General features: G+C 34.3%; 15 protein-coding genes. 4 read left to right on the forward strand and 11 right to left on the reverse strand.

The features are described from left to right. Positions 1–729: SLC13 family permease (locus Q0L29_RS12305; protein ID WP_296622062.1), on the forward strand; the 729-nt coding region annotated here is incomplete at its 5' end. A gap of 161 nt (positions 730–890) precedes the next feature. Here the strand turns inward: Q0L29_RS12305 and Q0L29_RS12310 are convergent. Beyond that, positions 891–2,198, reverse strand: a complete 1,308-nt coding sequence (locus tag Q0L29_RS12310) for a 1-acyl-sn-glycerol-3-phosphate acyltransferase (RefSeq protein ID WP_296622064.1) — start codon at positions 2,196–2,198, stop codon at positions 891–893. A 176-nt stretch (positions 2,199–2,374) separates the two neighbouring features. On the opposite strand from Q0L29_RS12310, the gene Q0L29_RS12315 reads away from it, so the two are divergent. Beyond that, on the forward strand, positions 2,375–2,578 hold the full coding sequence (locus tag Q0L29_RS12315) for a PspC domain-containing protein (protein WP_296622066.1): 204 nt from the start codon (positions 2,375–2,377) through the stop codon (positions 2,576–2,578). A gap of 6 nt (positions 2,579–2,584) precedes the next feature. On the opposite strand, the gene Q0L29_RS12320 is transcribed toward Q0L29_RS12315, so the two are convergent. From Q0L29_RS12320 to rbfA, 6 genes are all read right to left on the reverse strand, one after another. Then, a complete protein-coding gene (locus Q0L29_RS12320; RefSeq protein ID WP_296622068.1) occupies positions 2,585–2,989 on the reverse strand; it encodes a DUF4783 domain-containing protein in 405 nt (134 codons plus the stop codon). A 199-nt stretch (positions 2,990–3,188) separates the two neighbouring features. After that, entirely contained in the window at positions 3,189–3,791 is a 603-nt protein-coding gene (locus tag Q0L29_RS12325; RefSeq protein WP_296622069.1) for a DUF2179 domain-containing protein, read from the reverse strand. Between the two features lie 248 nt (positions 3,792–4,039). Beyond that, a complete protein-coding gene (gene radA, locus Q0L29_RS12330) occupies positions 4,040–5,404 on the reverse strand; it encodes a DNA repair protein RadA (RefSeq protein ID WP_296622071.1) in 1,365 nt (454 codons plus the stop codon). A gap of 77 nt (positions 5,405–5,481) precedes the next feature. After that, positions 5,482–8,412, reverse strand: a complete 2,931-nt coding sequence (locus tag Q0L29_RS12335) for a DEAD/DEAH box helicase (RefSeq protein ID WP_296622072.1) — start codon at positions 8,410–8,412, stop codon at positions 5,482–5,484. Positions 8,413–8,517: 105 nt separating this feature from the next. Beyond that, on the reverse strand, positions 8,518–9,744 hold the full coding sequence (locus Q0L29_RS12340; RefSeq protein WP_296622074.1) for an ABC transporter permease: 1,227 nt from the start codon (positions 9,742–9,744) through the stop codon (positions 8,518–8,520). A gap of 18 nt (positions 9,745–9,762) precedes the next feature. Continuing rightward, the gene (gene rbfA / locus Q0L29_RS12345; RefSeq protein WP_296622076.1) at positions 9,763–10,155 is read right to left on the reverse strand and encodes a 30S ribosome-binding factor RbfA; all 393 of its coding nucleotides are present in this window, start codon (positions 10,153–10,155) and stop codon (positions 9,763–9,765) included. Positions 10,156–10,305: 150 nt separating this feature from the next. On the opposite strand from rbfA, the gene Q0L29_RS12350 reads away from it, so the two are divergent. Beyond that, the gene (locus Q0L29_RS12350; RefSeq protein WP_296622077.1) at positions 10,306–11,685 is read left to right on the forward strand and encodes a DUF6427 family protein; all 1,380 of its coding nucleotides are present in this window, start codon (positions 10,306–10,308) and stop codon (positions 11,683–11,685) included. 104 nt (positions 11,686–11,789) lie between these two features. Further along, a complete protein-coding gene (locus Q0L29_RS12355; protein ID WP_296622079.1) occupies positions 11,790–12,830 on the forward strand; it encodes a sodium:calcium antiporter in 1,041 nt (346 codons plus the stop codon). A gap of 53 nt (positions 12,831–12,883) precedes the next feature. On the opposite strand, the gene Q0L29_RS12360 is transcribed toward Q0L29_RS12355, so the two are convergent. The 4 genes from Q0L29_RS12360 to tpiA form a co-directional block, all read right to left on the reverse strand. Next, positions 12,884–14,266 (reverse strand): dipeptidase, encoded by a 1,383-nt coding sequence (locus Q0L29_RS12360; protein WP_296622081.1) that lies wholly within the window; start codon positions 14,264–14,266, stop codon positions 12,884–12,886. A 29-nt stretch (positions 14,267–14,295) separates the two neighbouring features. Beyond that, positions 14,296–19,101 (reverse strand): hypothetical protein, encoded by a 4,806-nt coding sequence (locus Q0L29_RS12365; protein ID WP_296622083.1) that lies wholly within the window; start codon positions 19,099–19,101, stop codon positions 14,296–14,298. Continuing rightward, on the reverse strand, positions 19,098–19,946 hold the full coding sequence (prmA, locus tag Q0L29_RS12370; RefSeq protein WP_296622085.1) for a 50S ribosomal protein L11 methyltransferase: 849 nt from the start codon (positions 19,944–19,946) through the stop codon (positions 19,098–19,100). Before prmA ends, Q0L29_RS12365 begins: the two co-directional genes overlap by 4 nt. A gap of 114 nt (positions 19,947–20,060) precedes the next feature. Then, the gene (gene tpiA, locus Q0L29_RS12375) at positions 20,061–20,822 is read right to left on the reverse strand and encodes a triose-phosphate isomerase (protein ID WP_296622087.1); all 762 of its coding nucleotides are present in this window, start codon (positions 20,820–20,822) and stop codon (positions 20,061–20,063) included. Positions 20,823–20,925 lie beyond the last annotated feature (103 nt).

The raw sequence follows: 20,925 nt of genomic DNA on the forward strand, positions 1-20,925 counted from the left end.
AAAGTATTATTCAGACATGGCATTTCTAAAATTGAAAAAGCAGAATTGTTTATAGGTCAAGAGTTAAAGCAACTTGGCACATGGAGTAAAGAAGAAAAATGGGTAGCTGTAATTTTTGGACTTACTGCTCTTTGTTGGATATTCAAATCTCAAATTAATTTAGTTTTAGGAATAGAGCTATTAAATGATACGATCACGGCCATGTCTGGTGGATTGGCTACTTTTTTAATCCCACTTAATAAATCAGGTAAAATGCTGATGAACTGGGAGGATATGAAAAATCTTCCTTGGGGTATTTTAATTTTATTTGGTGGAGGGATGGCATTGGCTAAAGCCATGGAGACGGCTGGATTTGTAGATATGATTGGCGAGGCCATAAGCCAATATCAGAATATTCCATTATGGTTATTACTATTGATTTTAACTGCATTAGCACTATTCTTAACCGAAGTGATGAGTAATGTAGCACTCACTACAATAGCTATTCCTATGGTTTTAAGTATCGCAAATGGATTAGATGTAGAGCCATTGTTATTGGCAATACCTGTTGCCATGGCTACGAGTTGTGCTTTTATGATGCCAATCAGTACACCTCCTAATGCTATTGTCTTTTCCAGTGGTTATATTAGCATAAAGCAAATGGTGAGGGCTGGAATTTTATTAAATATAATTGCTGTGATTGTTCTGGTAGTCGCTGGATTTTTTCTAGCACCTTTTGTTGGAGCCTAACATCAAATGGAAACACTTTGACAGCCAAAGGCTGCTTTTATTTTAACCACGAAGATTTCACCAAGATTTTCATGAAGGACACAGAGAGATTACATAAAGGGTTACAAAAATTCAATATTCTTCGTGTAACTCAGTGTCAAGCTTTGCGAGTCGTAGTGGTTTTACTTTACGATCAAAGCTTTAAATCCCTTAACCAATTCTCGCTCTTGCATTAAGATTTTAGGTTTTCTAAACAGAATGAAAGCATTCTTCAATTTTCTGAAATGATATTCTGTCTCGTACATTACCACTGAAATTAAAGGAAAAGCAAAAACCATAATTCCCGCTAAAGTCCAATGAAGGCTAAAACATAAAACAATAAATATCAATAAGTAATATAAAGGATAAAGGAACAAGGAAATTCCAGCTCTTAATGAAATATGCCAGGTGATGTCTTTAACGCCAGCTATTACTTTCTTTTCAATTATGTATTCTGGTATGAAATTGATGACTTTGGCTATAAGCCAAAATGGAAGACCTATTAAAACTCCTATAGCTTTAAAAAGCAATCCAACAAAATTTGGCTTTTTAGGAATAAAATCCTCTGATAACTTATTTTCTTTAACTTCTTCAAAGTAAACTTTAGCCTTATCTTTTAATAAATCAGTTTTTGACTCGTTCTCTTGAAGTTGTTTTGCAATTTTATTTACCAACTCATTTTCCGCATGAACGATAGATTTTTTGTTCTCAGCCCAATCTAAGGCATAAGGCTTTATCAATATCCTAAGCTGCTCCATAAATTCATATTCGGAATGCCATTTTATATCTATCATCTCAGCTGAGATATCTGTTCTAATTTTATCTGTAAACTGCTTATGAGCTTTTGTTGGGTTTTCTTCAAACACTGTTTGGAAATCCTTTACTTGAAAAGCATCTCCAAAGTGGAGATGTAGATCGTACCATCTTTTAGGATGATTTTCATAATGAATTCCAAAAGGAGCTACATTTAAACCCAATTGAAAATTATTTTCTTCTTCCGCCTGAAAAGCAATTCTTGCAGGTCCTTTTTGCATAGGTCTCAAAAATCTTCGAATGGCATGATTTCCTTCAGGAAAAACTAATAATGGCTCTCCCTTCTTAAATAAATCAATACATTTTTTAAATATCTCATTGTTTTGAGCGACACTGCCCATATTATCTTTTTTTCTGTAAATTGGGATTAACTTAATAATATCAAGGGCCATAGCCGCCCATTTTGATTTGAATATATCAGCTCTTACTAAAATATTAGGGCTTATATTTTTAGCTACTTTAATCAATACAAGGCCATCCATAAAAGTATTTTGATGGTTACTTAAAAATAAAGTAGGTTTGCGAAATTTAATTTCATTATACCCTGTCACGATGATATTACGATAACTAAAAGATAAACTCGCATTCATTAATATGCGCAAAAAGGAATATATCAAAGACTTTAAAATATTGTACATTGAGGCAATTTAAATATTAAAGCCACAAATATAATGATTTTGAGCAGTGTTCAATATTGTAAAAGAGAATGTTCAATAATGAACAGTTTCCAAGGCGAGAATTGCTAAATATGTTAAATAGGGCGTATTTTTAAGTTTGGCATTCATCTTGAATTGAATAATTATAAAATATAAAAATGGAAAAGAGACTAGAAAGAACTAGAGAGAGAGTTTTCGCAGGAGTATGCGGAGGAATAGCTAAATATTTTGGCTGGGATGCTGGTAAAGTAAGACTGCTTTACGTTTTAATTTCAATTTTAAGCGCTGCCTTTCCTGGTTTATTAGTTTATATCATCCTTTGGTTCGTGATGCCAGAGGAAAAATTGAGTTGGAAAAGATAAATAGATTTACTCTTCGGAGAAGTCTATAATATATATCTTTTCTTTGCCGTTAATTTTCTTTGCTCTTATAAGGACAAGATAAGTACCATCGGAATGCACATAATTTCCAATGGCATATTTCAAACCTTCATTGGAACTCCCTTGATGGGCATATTCAAAACTGATAGGTTCGTGCTTTTTGAAAAACTCTTTTAGATAAATTTCAGCATGCACATTACTATAATTCCCAGATTCACCATTAATATTGAGTTCAATATTATCATGGAAATGTTGCGACAACTCTTTTGAGCTTCCCGCCTTTAAAGCAGAGCGAACATCCGCAAAAAGAGATTCATTCTGCGCGTGAGCTATGCTTAAGCTAAAGCTCGATATTAATATTAAAAAGAAAAAATTTAAGGCAATTCCCTTCATTAGGATTTATGATTCAATTTAAATATCTCAATAAGCTAAAATTATGCCATATATTTAACAATGCTTATTTTATTTTTCAATGATTCTTACTATTTAAAATTTAAAAATCAGATATAATATTTATCCAAATTAGCATAATGGAACTGAGTATGCAAAAAGCAATCGTTAATTTTCTTTAATAACGATATTTACACTGGCTTTATTTACTTCTAATATCCAGCATTTTTCCGATTAGAATTCCTTTGTTTTCTTTATACGAAGCGTCCTCGTCACTTACTTTTTTCACGCCTTCAATTGTGTAAAATGCTTTAGGATTGTATTCGTTAATTTTAGGTATTAATTCCTTTAAGGTATTTCTTTTTACCACCGTAAAAATAATATTCACTTTCCCATCATTACCTGTAGCATCAATATTAGAATACCGATGATTTTTCTTCTCTAAATAATCTATTAAATTATTTGCAGGCAATGATGTAATCACCCTTACAACGACTCTTCCAAGGGCCATTTTTTCTTCTACAATAATGCCTATGTAAGTTCCAAAAGCATAGCCCGTGGCATAAGAAATATAACTCACTGGATTATCAATATGCTTAAATATTTGACCGATAGCCAACAACCAAATTAAAGATTCAAAAAAACCAAGGAGTGGAGCAAGTCCTTTTTTGCCTTGCATCACTAAAATCACACGCATCGTACCTATGGAAACATCAGCCACACGTGCAATAAAAATTAGTAAAGGCAGAATTACAAAGGCAAATATATTATTGGAAAATCCTAATTCTGTAAAAAACTCTTGCATAAAGAATCAATTATGAGGAAAAAATCAAATATCCGAAAATTAATTCAGTTGAGAAAATGGATAGTTTTGAATTGAAGCTATATTAAATAGATATCTTGCGCATGCCTGGTATTTCTGCATTTTGGCTTTACTGTTCCTACGGTCTAATCGCTAAGATTACTACGATGTTTTTTTACTGTATCAGGGTGGCCCCAGACGTAAGAGCAGAAATCTAATATCCTTTATCTTACGATCTTATACCTAAATTATTACCCAAACAAATAACTGACTACTTCTCCCAGCTGACTAAAGGTTTTGATTTCAATATTGTAACGAGAAGTATCTACTCCTTTCATACTGAATTTAGAAACCAATATCTCTGTAAAGCCTAATTTCTCTGCTTCTGCAATTCGATTCTCTACTCTATTTACGGCTCTTATTTCTCCGCTCAATCCTACCTCTGCTGCTACACATGTTTTAGAAGACAGCGGAATCTCCTCTAATGAAGAAATAATGGCAATACAAACGGCCAAATCAATGGCTGGATCTTCCACTCTAACACCCCCAGCGATATTTAAAAACACATCCTGAATGCCCAAGCGAAAGCCTCCTCTTTTCTCCAATACCGCCAGCAACATATTTAGTCTTTTGCTGTCATAACCTGTAGCAGAGCGCTGAGGAGTACCGTATGTAGCCGGGCTAACCAATGCTTGTATTTCAATTAAAAGCGGACGATTCCCCTCTAAGGTGGCACCAATAGCAGTTCCACTACTGTCTTTGTCCTTTTGTGAAATTAGTATTTCGGATGGGTTGCTGACTTGGCGCAAACCATTTTGCATCATTTCATAAATACCCAATTCATTGGTAGATCCGAATCTGTTTTTGGTAGTCCGCAAAATACGATAGGTCAAATGGCGATCACCTTCGAATTGAAGTACTGCATCTACCATATGCTCCAAGACTTTAGGTCCTGCAATTGCACCATCTTTTGTAATATGTCCGATTAAAAATACTGGGATTTTATTTTCCTTGGCAAAGCGCATTAATTCAGCCGTGCATTCTTTTACTTGACCAACACTTCCTGCAGCTGATTCAATTTTGGGGGAATGTAAAGTTTGGATGGAATCAATCACTAATAGATCAGGGCCTAAGGCTTCCACCTCCCTGAAAATATCTGCTGTGTGAGTTTCTGTAAGAATAAAGCAATTTTTGGAATCATATTCCATTCTATCTGCCCTCATTTTAATTTGTTGAGCACTTTCCTCTCCACTTACATATAAAACTTTAAGATTTGAAAGCTCTAGTGCAATCTGCAGCATCAAGGTAGATTTTCCGATACCGGGTTCTCCCCCAATTAACACCAATGAACCTGGAACTATTCCTCCACCTAAAACTCTGCTTAATTCACGATCAGCCACTTTTATTCTAGCTTCATTGGTGCTTTCCACCTCTTGAATTGCAATCGGTTTATTAGCTCTTTTATTTGAAGATTGATATCCGCTGGAGGATTTTTCTTTTGTAACAACTTCTTCTACGAAGGTATTCCATTGTCCACAAGAAGGGCATTTCCCCACCCATTTTGGTGATTCATGTCCACATTCCTGACAGAAATATGCTGATTTAACTTTTGCCATAAAATAATTTATGATGCAATTTATTTATAAAATTGAACAAAGCTTTGGAGTCAAAGGGTTTAATGTAAAAATTTAATTTAAGCCAATATCCCCTGAATATCTTCTTTACTTAAGCTTTTCATAAAGCTTTCTTCTGTACTGATTAAATCTCTTGCTAACGTTAATTTTCTCTGTTGGAGAGCCAATATCTTTTCTTCAACCGTGTTTTTGGTAATGAATTTATAGGTAAAGACTTGCTGCTTTTGACCAATCCTATGAGCTCTATCCACTGCCTGTTGTTCAATGGCAGGGTTCCACCAAGGATCTAATAAAAACACATAATCTGCAGCGGTAAGATTTAAACCTAAACCACCTGCTTTTAGTGAAATTAGGAAGACTGGAATCTCTTCGTTTTCCTGAAATAATTTCACTTGTTTTTGCCTGTCTTTGGTGGTTCCATCTAAATAAGCATATTTGATATGACTACGCTCCATAAAATCTTTAAACAAGCTTAAATGTTTTACAAACTGACTAAAGACTAAGATTTTATGCCCTTTGGAAATAATAGAACTTAGCATATGTGTTACATCCTCCATCTTCCCTGAATCACCTTGATATTCAGAATCCACCATTTTAGGATGATTAGCAATTTGCCGCAATTGAGTTAACCCTTGCAATAAAATCATTTGAGAACTACGAATACCTTTTTTCTCAATTTCATCCAAAATCATATCACGGAAGTAGTTTTTTACTTCCTCATATTTTTCCTCCTGCATGGTGGTCATGCCAGAATAATGCACATTTTCAATCTTTTCTGGAAGTTCCGTTGCTACTTGTGATTTATGCCTCCTTAGAATAAACGGCTTAATCAGAGTAGCTAATTTTTGAGATTTTTGTTCATCCCGTTTTTTTTCAATAGGAGTTACGAACTCATCCTTAAAGAATTTTTTATTACCCAAAAGACCTGGATTTACAAATGACATCTGTGACCATAAATCCATTGTACTATTCTCAACTGGAGTACCTGTCAATACTAGTTTTCTCCTTGACTTTAATTTTTTTACTGCTTTGGCAATATGGGAATCAGGGTTTTTAATGGCTTGAGATTCATCCAATATAATATAATTGAATAAATATTCTGACAGGATATCAATATCCAAACGCGTGATGCCGTAGGATGTCAAAATCAAATCATAATCTTCAAACTGTTTGATATCTTTAATTCGATTAGTTCCAGTATAAACAAATATATTTAATTCAGGAGTGAATTTTTCTGCTTCCGATTGCCAGTTATAGACCAGGGAAGTAGGCATAATTAAAAGGCTTGCTGTAGTTCTACCACTTTCTTTCTCAGATTGCAACATGGCTAAAGTCTGGACTGTTTTCCCTAAGCCCATGTCATCTGCCAAACATCCTCCAAAATTATATTGATTCAAAAACTGCAACCAATTAAAGCCTTCTTTCTGATATGGACGTAATTCACCCGAGAAATCCTCAGGCATTGGATGGTCATCTATTTGCGTAAAGTCTTTCAACTTTGCCAACTTCCTGTCCATTTGCACCTTAGCCAGGTTACTTTTCTCCATATCACTGACCAGCGACAAATGATGCTTTCGCATTTTCATAGCGTCTTCATCGCCATTTTCCATAAAGCTAAACAACTCAGAATAATCCTCAAACCAATGAGATGGAATCACCGCAGTTTGGTTATTGGGCAGTTGAAATTCTGTTTGATTATTAAGGATATGCTTTCTTAGCTCTTTAAATGGGATTTCATAATCGCCAAACATGACAACCGCATTGATATCAAACCAATCAATTCCCTCTGATATATCGATTTCAATGGTGGATTTTCCTACGAAATATTCCTTATTCTCATATAATCTACCTTGCTCTATTTCTATACCATTTTCAGACAACCACTCCACATTTTTCGTGATCCAGCTAAAAGCAATAGCCTTTGGAAGGGTGGCTTTACCTTTCATTATATTTAAGCCTCTATCGACCATTGCATCTCTAAGGCTTTTTTCTTTTAAGATATTTCTGACCAAACGTTTAAAAACGAACTGCCCATCTTCTTTTTCTACTTTAACTGAGACCCCTTCTCCCTTACCAAGCGGGAAAGTATGTTCCCCGTATTGGAATTTTAATTCTAAAAGTAAATTACCATCAGACTCTGGTTGCGTTTCTTCCTCATCAAAAAGTCCCATTTTTTGTCCCTTAGCAACAGCCAATTCTGAGATTTTCAATTTTGGGAAAGATTCTTCTCTATAGGTTTTTATTTTAAATCCTCTTGCAAAAACATCAAAAGAGGCCACTAATGGGGCTACAAACTTTTTAAAATACTGCTCTTCCACTTTTTGAGGAATCGCAATGAATTTTTTATTAAGGAAAGGCTTTAATTTTTTCCCTTCAGGGTCTTTTTCAAAAGAATATAGTTTTTGGTTGACCACAAGCCATGCAGGTTCATTACAAATAAGATAAGCTCCTTTATATTGAAATTCTAATTTCTCTCCATTATGCTTGATAGTAGGAAAGTAGTGTGTATTATCTTCATTCTTAACGAAATGAAATAGAATTGTGGCTTTTTCCTCCATCACTTCAATCTTTCGCCATGCAGGTTCACCATCATTTCCCATTTCAAAAAGCTTCTTACCTTTTATTAGGCTAAGTATTTCAGAACGCCTTTTTTCCATATAGCGCTCTATTTCACCTTTCACCAAATCATTTCCACCCTCCAGATTATAATATTTATCAAAGAATTCAGTAGGCTTCATTTTCTTTTTGGCAAACTTTCTTACCACAACATCCTGCTGCATTTCATCCATTAACTCAATGAGTTCATAGTCCACATCATCAAGCCCTTTTTCAAATTCCTTTGCATTTTTGGAAGAAATATTTTGATGAGAAAAAGTCAATTCACCTCTACTATTTATCTGCACTACGAAGGATTCGAAAGTGTAGCCCAAATATTCATGCTCGAACAATGAATATATTAGTTGAAATGGTTGAGTGGTGTATACCTTCATGAATAAAAGTTATCAATCAAACAGTTTTTGTTCGTTTTTTGAAAAAATCAGAATTGAAATTTAATAAATTAGGATGGAACTCGTATTATTTTTCTGAATAATTTGCTACAATCGTTTAATTTCTACTGATTTCGCTGCAACTTGAGCAGGCTTAAAGGAAGCTAAAATGGTGATTATGGCTATGCTTAGCATAGTGAAAATAAAATCGGAAGCTATCATTTTAACTGGGTACGCCTCTTGCACGGCAGAAGCCATGTTCATAGAAATCAAACCGTATTCTTGCTGTAAATAGCAAATAATAAAACCAAATAGTCCACCAGTCAGGGCTCCCGATAAAGAAATAATTACTCCTTCCTTTAAGAAGATATTACGAATAGTTTTGACTGGAGTTCCCATCGCATATAAAATACTAATATCCCTTTTTTTATCGAGCGCTAACATGGTAAGCGCAAAAAAGATATTGAACGAAGCGACTGCTAAAATAAAACTAAAAGTAATATAGATAAATAATTTTTCAATTTTGATAGCTTTAAGTAATGAAGCATGTTGTTCGTCAGAGTTTAAAATTTCAAATTTATCTCCTATAGACGCTTGAAGTGATTGCTGTATTTTACTTACTGCCACACCTTCTTCCAAATTAATCTCAATAGATGTACATTGATTATTCTTACCAATCAATTGTCGAGCAAATCGAAGGGGGACAAAAATATACTTCTCATCATACTGTTTTTCAATAGCAAAAACTCCTGCAGGCATTAATATACCCGAGTTGTACATACTAGATGGATTCGTCCTGCCCGGACTGATATTTTTCGGATAATAAAATTGTAAAGCCAAAAAATCGTTTCGGGAATTGATTGACAGGTCATATCGAATACCTTGACCTACCACAGCAAAATTCTGCTCTTTTTCGGTCAACTTTAATTGACCTTCCGTAATGTGATTTTTTAATCGGTTGTTTTGAACAAAATCAGGACTTACACCTTTCATGCGCACTACTGATTCACCGTCATTGTAACGCACCAGAACATTATCCTCCACTACCTGAACTATGGTGGCTAATCCTTCCCTTTTTTCAATTTTATTTTTGAGTTCCTCATCATACTCAAAGAACTTCCCCTCCTTCAAGCTTATTTTTATATCTGCATCAAAAGAACTGTATAACGAACGAATTAACTCTTCCAATCCGTTAAAAACAGAAAGTACTATCACCAAAGCGGCAGTTCCAATTGCGACACCAACCATCGCAATAATGGACAGTACATTAATAAATCCCTTTTTCTTTTTGGAAAGGAAATATCTCCTTGCTATGAAAAATGATAGGTTCTTCAATATTCTAAAGCTGAATTTTTAATCTTTATTTTCTTCATCATCTTCATCCTTCTCTTCAGGCGGGATGTCGAGTTTCGACAAAATATCATCAATTCGGTTAGCTCTTTCCAAGGTGTCATCCATAAAAAATGCTATTTCAGGAACAATCCTAACTTGTTTCCCGATCCTATTACCTAAATGCTTTCTGATTTCACTTTTTCTTTCTCGAATCATTTCCAGTGTTTCGCTTGGGTTATCCGACAGCATCAAGCTGAGATAAATTTTAGCAAAACTCAAATCAGGAGAAACCTCCACTTCTGTGATGGTGATAAAAGCCTTTCCAAAGGCGTTAGCCATTTTCTTTTGGAATATTTCACTTAAATCTTTTTGTAATAAACTGGAATATTTTTTCTGTCTTGAACCTGCAGCCATATTATTCTATAATTTCTTTACAAATATGCACGATATTTTATACAATTTGTGCTTTATCGCCTAATTTAGCAATTGAATTTTAAACAAAACCAAAGACTATTGTTAGGTTTTTTCCGAATAAACGACCCTTATCGCTTACTGATACTTTTTTTGGCATTGCTCCTATTGCGTTTGCCCTATTTAATTGGGTCTGAGCCTTTGGTCTATGAAACTAATTGGCTTCTAATTGGAGAAGCCCTTAATTCAGGAAAAGTTTTATATAAAGACTTAATTAGCCCAATTGCTCCATTATCAGCATGGATTTACATGGGGGTAGAATTCATATTTGGAAAATCAATATTAGCTTTACAAATTCTATCTCTTCTTCTGGTGACTTACCAATTTTCACTTTTCAACAATATAATGTTGAGAAATAAAGCCTATAATGAAAATTCCTACATCCCGGCTTTGGTATACGCCTTAATGATGTTTAGCTTTTATGATTTCTTTACCTTATCACCTGCACTCATCAGTCTGACTTTTATTCTTTTGGTTTTGGATAATATTTACTTGCGAATAGAAAATAAATTGCAAGATGCTACTATTCTAAAGACCGGAATTTTCATGGGTTTAGCAGTCCTATTTTACCTGCCCTCTATATTTTTTTTACTGGCAACCTTGCTTTCTTTTGCATTGCTTACCAGCTTAGTAGTTCGTAGATATCTGTTATTTCTATATGGGTTTATCTTTCCTATCGCTGTAGTTCTAATTTATTTTTATTGGCAAGAAGGAATAGAGGCAGTATATACTCAATGGATAGAATTTAATTTCCTTGATTCTGTTGCCCCTATAATTGATTTAAAATCCATCCTTATCATAGCAATTTTTCCAACTATAATATTTGTGATTGCACTCTATAAAACTTTTAGCGCTACACGTTTTACTAACTACCAATTAAGAGTTCAACAAGTCATGTTCATCATGTTTCTAGCAGCGGTTGGAAGTTGGTGGATTTCTGAACTTCAAGCACCATTCGAATTAATAGTCTTTATCCCCTCTTTTGCCTTTTTCATTATTCATTTAATCTTTCAGTTTAAAAAGAAAGTAAGAGCAGAAATATTTACTCTTGTGTTTAGCATACTAATTCTCACTATTACTTATTCCATATATTATCAAAATAATTATGTTCATCATTTTGGAAATTTTAATGAACTAATTAGCAAGAAATCTATCTATGAAGAAAAAATTGAGGGTAAATCTGTAATGATATTAGGGGGGCATACTGATATGTATCAAACTGCTGGGAAAATAGGAACACGTTTTTATCATCCATTACTTAGTGAAGTCGTTTTAAACGAAATGAGCGAAAAAGAGCAATTAATTGCTTTATATGATGATATACAAAAACATCAACCAGAAATTATATTAGATTTTTTAGAGATATTCAATAAATATGAAAGTAAAATTCTTGTTAAGAATTTTGAATATCATCAAAAAAGTAAAATTCTATATATAAAGAAAGATATAAAATTGGCAGATCAAAATCTTTAAAATAGCAAAGCCAAATATTAATCCATGTTGAAACATATTTTTTCGGTAAATTTTCAAGCTGCTGTTGTTTTAGAATTTGATTTTATACATATTTGATTTGAAATATGGGAGAACTTTTATTATATATTGGAATAATTTTAATTTCTACTTGGGCGGTTTGGAAAGGAGGAAGCCTTCTAGAAGAGTCTTCGGAGAAACTTTCAGATTTTTATCATCTTCCACCTCTTATTCAAGGTACAATAATTACAGCAGTTGGATCTAGTTTTCCAGAATTAGCCGCCACCATATTATCCACTTTACTTCATGGGAAATTTGATTTAGGTGTATCTGCTATTGTAGGATCTGCCATCTTTAACATATTAGTAATTCCTGGAATTTCTGCTGTTCTAGTTAAGAGAATGCCTGCAGATTTAAGCTTAATCTATAAAGACACTCAATACTATATCATTTCAATTTTTATATTATTTATTTCTTTTGCTCTTGCCTATATATACTATCCAATAGTAGTTACTCCGGAAAATATGGAAGGCACCATGACGAGATGGATTGCTTTTATTCCAATTGCTTTTTATGGTCTTTATCTATTCATTCAAGGCATGGAAACTCGTGATTACAGAAGAGACCATGGGAAAAGAGCTGTCTTAGGTGTAGACAAGAAAAGCGTAAACATAAGAAAAGATTGGATAAAGCTTATCATAAGCCTTGTGTTGATTGTTGCCAGTGTAGAAGGCTTGGTAAGTGGAGCAATATTCTTAGGGGAGTTTTTTAATACTCCTGATTTTATATGGGGTATTACTATTGTAGCAGGAGCCACTAGCATCCCTGACGCAGTGGTGAGTGTTAAAATTGCAAGAAAATTTAAGGGCTCTATAAGTCTGGGAAATGTTATAGGTAGCAATATTTTCGATTTATTGGTGGCCGTACCTGTGGGTGTTTTAATTGCCGGTTCGGCAGTGGTTAATTTTACAGTTGCCGCACCTTTAATGCTATTCTTAGGTATTATAACTATAATAATGTTTATATTCTTAAGAACTAACTTAGCCCTTGTCAAATGGGAAGGAATCGTCCTACTAATCTTATATGGGCTTTTTGTAGCCTGGATGATTTTAGAAACACTTGGTATTACTTCTATAGTGATAAAATAAAAAAAGCCTGTTTTCAAATTGAAAAACAGGCTTTAACAAATACTTAAATTCAATTACTTTTTCCCTAACTCTGCAAAATACTGGTGAAATAAAGCTACCGTTTCAATTCCTTTTAGGTAATTCTCAACTCCAAAGCTTTCATTAGGGGAATGTATAGCATCCGAATTCAACCCAAAGCCCATTAAAATACTGTCAAGGCCTAATATATCTTTAAATAAAGACACAATTGGAATACTTCCTCCTTCTCTGGTAGGGATAGGCTTTTTACCCCACACCTTTTCGAACGCCTTTTCTGCCGCTTTATATGAATCAGTATCAGTTGGAGTAACATAAGGCATTCCACCATGATGCGGTTTTACTTTCACCTTCACACTCTTAGGAGCTATACTTTCCAGATGATTTTGAAATAGTTTAGTGATTTCACGATGATTTTGGTTCGGTACTAAACGCATTGATATTTTAGCACTAGCCTTAGAAGGTAAAACAGTTTTAGCTCCTTCACCTATATAACCTCCCCAAATACCATTTACATCTAAAGTAGGACGAATACCCATTCTCTCAAGAGTATTGTAAGAAGCTTCACCTTCCACATCCTCTATAGCTAAATCCTTTTTATAATTTTCTAAATTAAAAGGAGCCTTATTCATTTCATCTCGCTCTGCTTGCGTAAGTTCCAGCACCTGGTCATAAAAGCCCGGAACCGTAACTTTCCTATTCTCATCTTGAAGCGATGTAATCATGCGGCATAATACATTTATTGGATTGGCTACAGCTCCTCCATAAACTCCAGAGTGCAAATCTCTATTTGGACCTGTAACCTCAATTTCCAGATAACTTATACCCTTCAAACTTACTGCCATAGAAGGATGCTCATTTGCAATCATAGAAGTATCAGAGATTACAATAACATCAGACTTTAGCTTCTCTTTATTCTCCGCTATAAAGATTTCTAAATTTTCTGACCCCACTTCTTCTTCACCTTCTATCATGAATTTCACATTACAAGGCACACCTCCATTTTTCATCATCATTTCAAAGGCTTTCACATGTATATACACCTGGCCTTTATCATCTGCAGAACCTCTTGCTACTATTTTCCCATCTTTAATTACAGGATTAAAAGGTTCTGAATCCCACAATTCATATGGATCAGCTGGTTGTACATCATAATGACCATAAACCAACACTGTAGGTAATTCAGGATCAATAATTTTATCAGCATAAACAATTGGATGTCCTGCTGTTTCACACACTTCTACATTATCAGCACCCGCCTCTTCAAACTTAGCTTTCATGAATTCTGCTGCTTTCTTTACATCTCCTTTAAATTTAGGATCCGCACTAACGCTAGGAATTCTAAGTAAATCAAAAAGTTCATCCAAAAACCTTTGCTTGTTTTCTTGTAGATATTTCCCTGTTTCTTCTTTAGTTATCATCTATTAATCTTTATAAAATTTAATATAATTTAAAACCCATCGTCATCATCATCCGCTGGCGGAGTGTCTTGAGTTGGAATAGGTGTATTAACCGGGCTAGCTGCTGCGCTTGCCTCGTTTGCCATTTCTAGGTAGTAAGGTGCATCTATATCAAAATATCTTTTACGGTAATCTTCGATAAAAGTAATGACTTCTAATTTATCTCCAGTCAGAAATACAAAATCGCCAAATTTAGCTTTTTCAGCTTTGGATTTTTTATTTATTATTTCGTTAGCTTCTTTGTTTGAGGAGAAGAAAATCAACCTGTCTTCTTCATAATGAAAAAAGTACCAACATGAAGGCGATACCTGAAGAAATAACCTCATTGCAGAGCCCATTTCCTTTTTTTGAATTTCCATGAAGCCATCAACATTTGCATTAATATCCTGAGCTCCTGTATTAGATAATCCAATTTTACCGATGCTGTACCAAGCTTGTTCCTCATCAGACCACTTCATATCGACATTATTCAAAACGAGGATTTTTGTTAAATCAGAGGAAAGTGAATTTAACGGGATATATTCATTAAAAATATATTCCTCGTAGCGTTTTGCTGCAGTATTTCCTGCTATTTCAGCTAATTTAGGCAATAATCGTTCTAAATCTTTAGTAGATTCGGGCAGACCAAGACGTTGTACCACCTCAATCATATCATTACCAATTATCGGTGTGAAACCATTTGGTAAATCAAATTCAATGGTCATCATTAAATTGAAAATAAACTCTTGACTTAACAAATCCCCCGATCCAGAGCCAGCCGATTTAAAATTTGCTTCACTACGGCTTTGCATAAATTGAAATGGCCCTTCAAATTCTAGTTTTTGATCCTTTTCATTGTAAGCAAAATATTTTCCTGCAAATGAAGTCCCCGTTTTCCTTAATTTATCTTCTATTATAAATTGATTCTTCGAAGCATTGTATGTAAGTAAACCGCTAGGCTTGAAGAAGTCGGCATCAGTATAGTCTCTTTTTTCATTCATGAAAGTAGCATATAACTGATTGCTTGAATTATCAATATGAATGCCAGCTTGAAGCGGCTCGCCCATTTCCGTGGTACTATTATCAAAATCAATTACAACTTCCTTATTATTTCCATCAGTAGTATAGGCTATCCAGGTATCATAATTGGGAATATCTCTTAAATCAGGCTGAATGTATCCTTGAAGTTGTAAAGCAGGTTTGTCTGCATACATGGTGACATCACCTTTATAATACATACCTGGACTTATCATCATTCTATCTTCTTTATCGACACTTCCAGAAGATACAGTCCTCAGTTTTCTGTTATTTTTATCAGTATTCTTATTCGGTTCTAGACTAAATTCACCCATTTTTATTGAAAAAGTATCCCCAATAGAATTAACATATCTATAAGTAGCACTTCCAACGAATTTATTTCTAGAAATGATATCGATTTCAGCATCATACAAGTTATGATAACCTGTTAGTGTGTCTAATTTGAGCGTTGCATTATAAAGTTTATTAATTTTACCATTCTCACCAATTATCACTTGACCACCACTAGGCGTTATTTGTGCATCCGCTACTGTAATAAAAGGAATTCCCGATACATTCAGAGCCTGGCTTTCAATATCATATATTGCCTTGGTAGCATTAAATACTAATGAATCTTGATCTGGATTGGTAGAATAAAAATACGAATTATTGATATTAATGTTAGTCGGCTTAGTCATTTCTACAACTTTTTCATCCAATCTCCATAAAGCAGAGGGTATAGAAGTTTTATAACTTGCATAAGGGAAATCCAAAGCTGCATCACCTTCAATTTCAGGATTTACAGTGGCTGTATTTGCTTGAAAATCAAAATCTAGTCTTACGTCATTGGCAGATAAAGCAGGAATAGTATCTGTCGATTCGATTCTGAATTCTGCATGTCTTGCAGAAAAACCCTGCTCTTCGAAACCAAACTCTTTAGATGATGTTTTAGAACCTCTTGTTACCATCTCACCTAACCCAAAAAGTCCTCTTTTTGAAATGATGGTTTTGCCTTCCAATGAAGCTGTTTCATTATACATTTTGAATGGATCTGATCGGTTAGTCATGTATAAACTATCCTTTGAGGTAAGCCAACGCATATCAAAATTAGAAATCTCCAATTGTGGGAAAGAAACCCCTTCCCAGTCTCCCGGTTCGATAGTAGCATAGGTACCTATAGCTGTTATGGAATCTTTAAAGAAAGTGAAATTTTCAGACCTTATGGTTGAACTTAGATATTCAATTTTATCACCTCCTCTCAAACCCTGATTATCTAATCTAATGTTTCCAAAAAATTGTGCTTCTCCATTAAGTAAATCAATCCCCTCATCAGGTAAAGGGTGGTTAAAACCTAAAGATTTATCGGGCATCACCCTTAATTTTTCGTCAAACTCAGGGAAAATATCTCCAGAATGAAAAATACCATCAAAAGCAATAGAATTTGGATCAGTACTACTTACAGAATCGATTTCAAATGGTGGAATTATGAAATAAAGGCTTTGGTCATAGACCCCGTTTAATATTTCTTCTCCTAAGAAATAAACGGTAGCACCTTTTGTGGCATTAAATATTGGATATTTAGGAAATTCTTTCTGTGCAGATTTATTATTGGGTTCGTTAATATAGAGTACACCAGCTGTTTCAACTAGTTGATTTTGAATTTGTTCCTTATTAGATTGTTTATTGTTGGTGCTAGTGACCAAGTTAAATTTAATATTATCAATCTTTGGCATAGAAATCAGGAAACTATCATAGTCCATTTTAAAATCTTCCCCTATATATTGATAATTACCTGCGTAAACTGTACCATCAAACTGGACATCTCTATTTTTCCTTAATACTACTCTACCGCTATCAGGCTCTACACTTATACCAAGCTTATCGTTAATTATAAATTCCTCTACCCCTAAAATATCTAAGGTCCCCTTATCAAGGTTTAACTTCCCATTGGGTTTACCAGACGAAACTGACGAAATTTGAACATTATCGTAATCTTTTTTACCCCATCTGGAATCAACATAATGGAAAGCTTTATTCAGCATAATAATTCTTCCACTGACGACATCATATTTAATGAATCCATTCTGCATGAGTAGCTTCATCCCTGACCTTAGTTTCCCCTCTTCAATTCCAGTTTTCTCTGCTAATTCATTCGTATAAAAAGTTTTGGTATTTTCGTTTCGACTATAATTCACCACCACCTGTAAAGAATGGAATTTATATAAGCCTGAAAGACTATTATATCTATATTCGTTAAAATATTCGGCTGATTCAAAAAGTGCAGGCACGCGATTTCCTGCTATCAAAATTGAAATCTCCACCACAGAAGAATCCATATCCCAACTAAGTTTATCAGCAGAAAAATCCATATTGAAATAACTAGCGTAGAAAGGTGTGTTTTTAAAATCTCCTTTATTCTTAAGCAGGATTAAAGTGTTTTCATTTACTTTATAGTTCATGCTTAAGCCTGGATGATAAATTGAATCTTTTCTTTGGTATATTGATACGCCACTTCTCTCAGATGTAAAAACACTATCTTTATAGATGAATCCTCTAGATTCTGCCCTGAATTTTTTAACGGCTTTTCCTTGTAATTCAAGACTACTTATACTTTTATCCATTGCAGATGTGCTTAGGGTAAGTCCACTTAGCGTAATACCACCTTTCAGATATAGGCCATCAACATCAACAAAATTCAGGTCATAGCCGGATTTATATGATTGAAAGAAAGGGAATTTAGCATTATCTTTTTCATTGTTTTCAATCTTAAAATCAATAAATCCTTTGACTGGCTGATTAATAATTTTAGGATAATTTAGATTAACCTGTTCAGCAGAGAACTCTTTTTTATTTACCTCAAAAGTAAATTCTGATAATTCAGCAAACAACTCTTTTGAATCTTTGCCTAAATGTTCCCATGTTAAAATTCCCCTTTCCGCTACAAAGGTGTTCCCAATCAATTCTAGACTTCCATTGACATCATTTATTTTCACAGAATCCGATGAATTAAAAAACTTTAGATTTATGTTTTTCAGTTTCACAATCGGACCATTTAAAACAGGCATAGGTTCGCTAAAAACAGATAAATCTACAGTTGAATTATTCTGATTATTAGTGTTTTCTTCTTCTGTTGTTTCTTCGGTGCTCCAACTATCTTCAGTATCCCAGGAATCATCCCCCCATCCATCATCTTCCGTATTACTGCCCCAGGCATCATCGGATTCCGAGCCCCACTCCGCGTCCGTTTCCTCTTGCTTTGGTTCAGGCTCAGTATCTACTATTACTTCGGGTTCAGAGGACCATTCAAAACTTACACTACCCTTAGAAAATAGGACTTGATAATAGCGACTATAAAAAAGTGCTTTCTTTTCTAATATTTGTTCCGTTGTGCTTAAAAGGGATTTAAATTGATTATCATCAAATTCATCATAGGCTCTTTTACTAATTTCTAAAAAAGAATTAATTGCTTTTGCAGGATCCTCTAAATTCGAGGCTGCGCCAGATAAGGTACTAATAAAAGGTAATCTAAAATCCCTTATGGATAGATTTTCAGCTGTCATTTGAGTATAAATCTCTTCTATGAGCACTTTATTCTGCTGAGTGAATAAATTATCTTGATTCCAATGGTTTTGAAAAAATAAGGATACACCTTCTGCCTTTTCAGAATTTAACTGAGCCAAATCCATCTGAACCGTCTTTAAAAAATCAAGCTCAACATTTTCTTTTGAAGCAGCATCATCCTGGGAAAAAACCCAAAAGGAATATAAAAAGGTTAATATGGTGATGGAAATAAATCTCATTTATTATTTTTAAGCAAAAGTGCTGACCATTGGTTCCTTACTGATTGATTAACAAGTTTTAACGAAAATTTATCGCATTCATTTAAAATATCTTGAATATCATCTTCATAAAACCCACTCAACATCAAAAATCCGTCTTTTTTGATGTGTTTTTGTAAATGTTGAATATCTGCCAATAAAATATTTTTATTGATGTTGGCTAAAATCAAATCGTAAACCGCTTTATGTGGAACACTATTAACTTCTCCTTTCCAAATTTTATAGTTCGAATTTTCTATCGAATTTAATGAAAAATTTTCATTGGTATTCTCAACAGCCCAATCATCTATATCGTAAGCATCTACTTCTTTAGCTCCTTTAATTGATGCTAAAATAGCCAAAATCCCAGTTCCGCAACCTGCATCTAATACCAGCTTACCCTTTAAATCCATATCATGCATCAAATTGAGCATTTGAAAGGTAGTTTCATGATGCCCGGTCCCAAAAGACATTTTGGGGGTCACTACTATTTCAATAGGAAATTGAGGATTAGAGGAATGAAAATCAGCACGCACCAAGATTTTATCCTCCACTTCTATGGGCTGATAATTTTTTTCCCAGTCGGAATTCCAGTTTTCCTTCTCTACTGTTCCCAGCTCATAAGTTACAGAAGTTAAACTTTCATATTGTTGAAAAAGCCCCTCAATTTGAGAAGCTTCTATATTTTGATTTTCTTCTGAATAGGCAAAAAGACCGCTTCCCTCTTCCTTTTCCTGAAAAGTGGAAAAGCCAATTTCTGCCAACTCTGCCATGAATATTTCAATGAAATCTTCCTGACAATTTACTTCTAAAGAAATGTAGCTCATTATTTAAATTTATTTCTATTTAAGCTGTAAGAAATCCCCGCCAAAGCCTTTGTTTTCACAGGTGTTTAAACGTTTTCTGAAGACACAAAACATAGCGTTCTTTTTAGGCTTTATCTAAAATGATTTAATAATATCAGTAAAATCACGTGATTTCAGGGAAGCTCCTCCAATTAACCCACCATCAACATCCGGTTGAGAAAAAAGCTCTTTAGCATTATCTGGCTTGCAGCTTCCTCCATATAAAATGGAAGTTTCATTTGCAGCATCTTGTCCAAATTTTGAAGCAATATGATCACGAATGGTTTTGTGCATATCCTGCGCTTGTTGAGAACTAGCCGTTTTACCTGTTCCAATTGCCCATATTGGCTCATAAGCAATTACTACATTTTTGAATTGCTCAGGCGTTAAATGAAATAAGCTATTGGTCAACTGCTTGGTAACATATTCATTTTGGGTATCCGCTTCTCTGATATCTAAAGGCTCACCACAACAGAAAATTACTTTTAAGTTATTTTTAAGTGCATTATCTGTCTTTTTGGCTAATTCTTCATCGGTTTCAGAAAAATGTTGTCTTCTTTCGCTATGACCCAAAATTACATATTGAGCACCTAAAGATTTTAACATTGGAGCGGAAACTTCACCCGTAAAAGCACCTGAATCTTCCTGATGACAATTTTGACCTGCCAACACTATTTTACCTATTTCTGGAATTAAATTCTCAACTGCATATATGAAAGGCGCTGGAGGAGCAATTACTACTTTAACATCGCTGGGAGCTTCATCCTCCACCATATTGGCAATTTCAGAAGTTAAAGACTGAGCTTCCGTTAAAGTTTTGTTCATTTTCCAGTTTCCTGCTACTATTTTCTGTCTCATCTTATTTTCAATTTTTGTTATAGGCTAAAAAACAAAAATAAGAAGATTTGAGCATAAAGCTAAGGGATAGTGGGTTAAGATTACATGCACAAAGTAGGCGGCA

Source organism: Marivirga sp., assembly GCF_024636815.1.
In the GTDB taxonomy this organism is placed as follows: Bacteria; Bacteroidota; Bacteroidia; order Cytophagales; family Cyclobacteriaceae; genus Marivirga.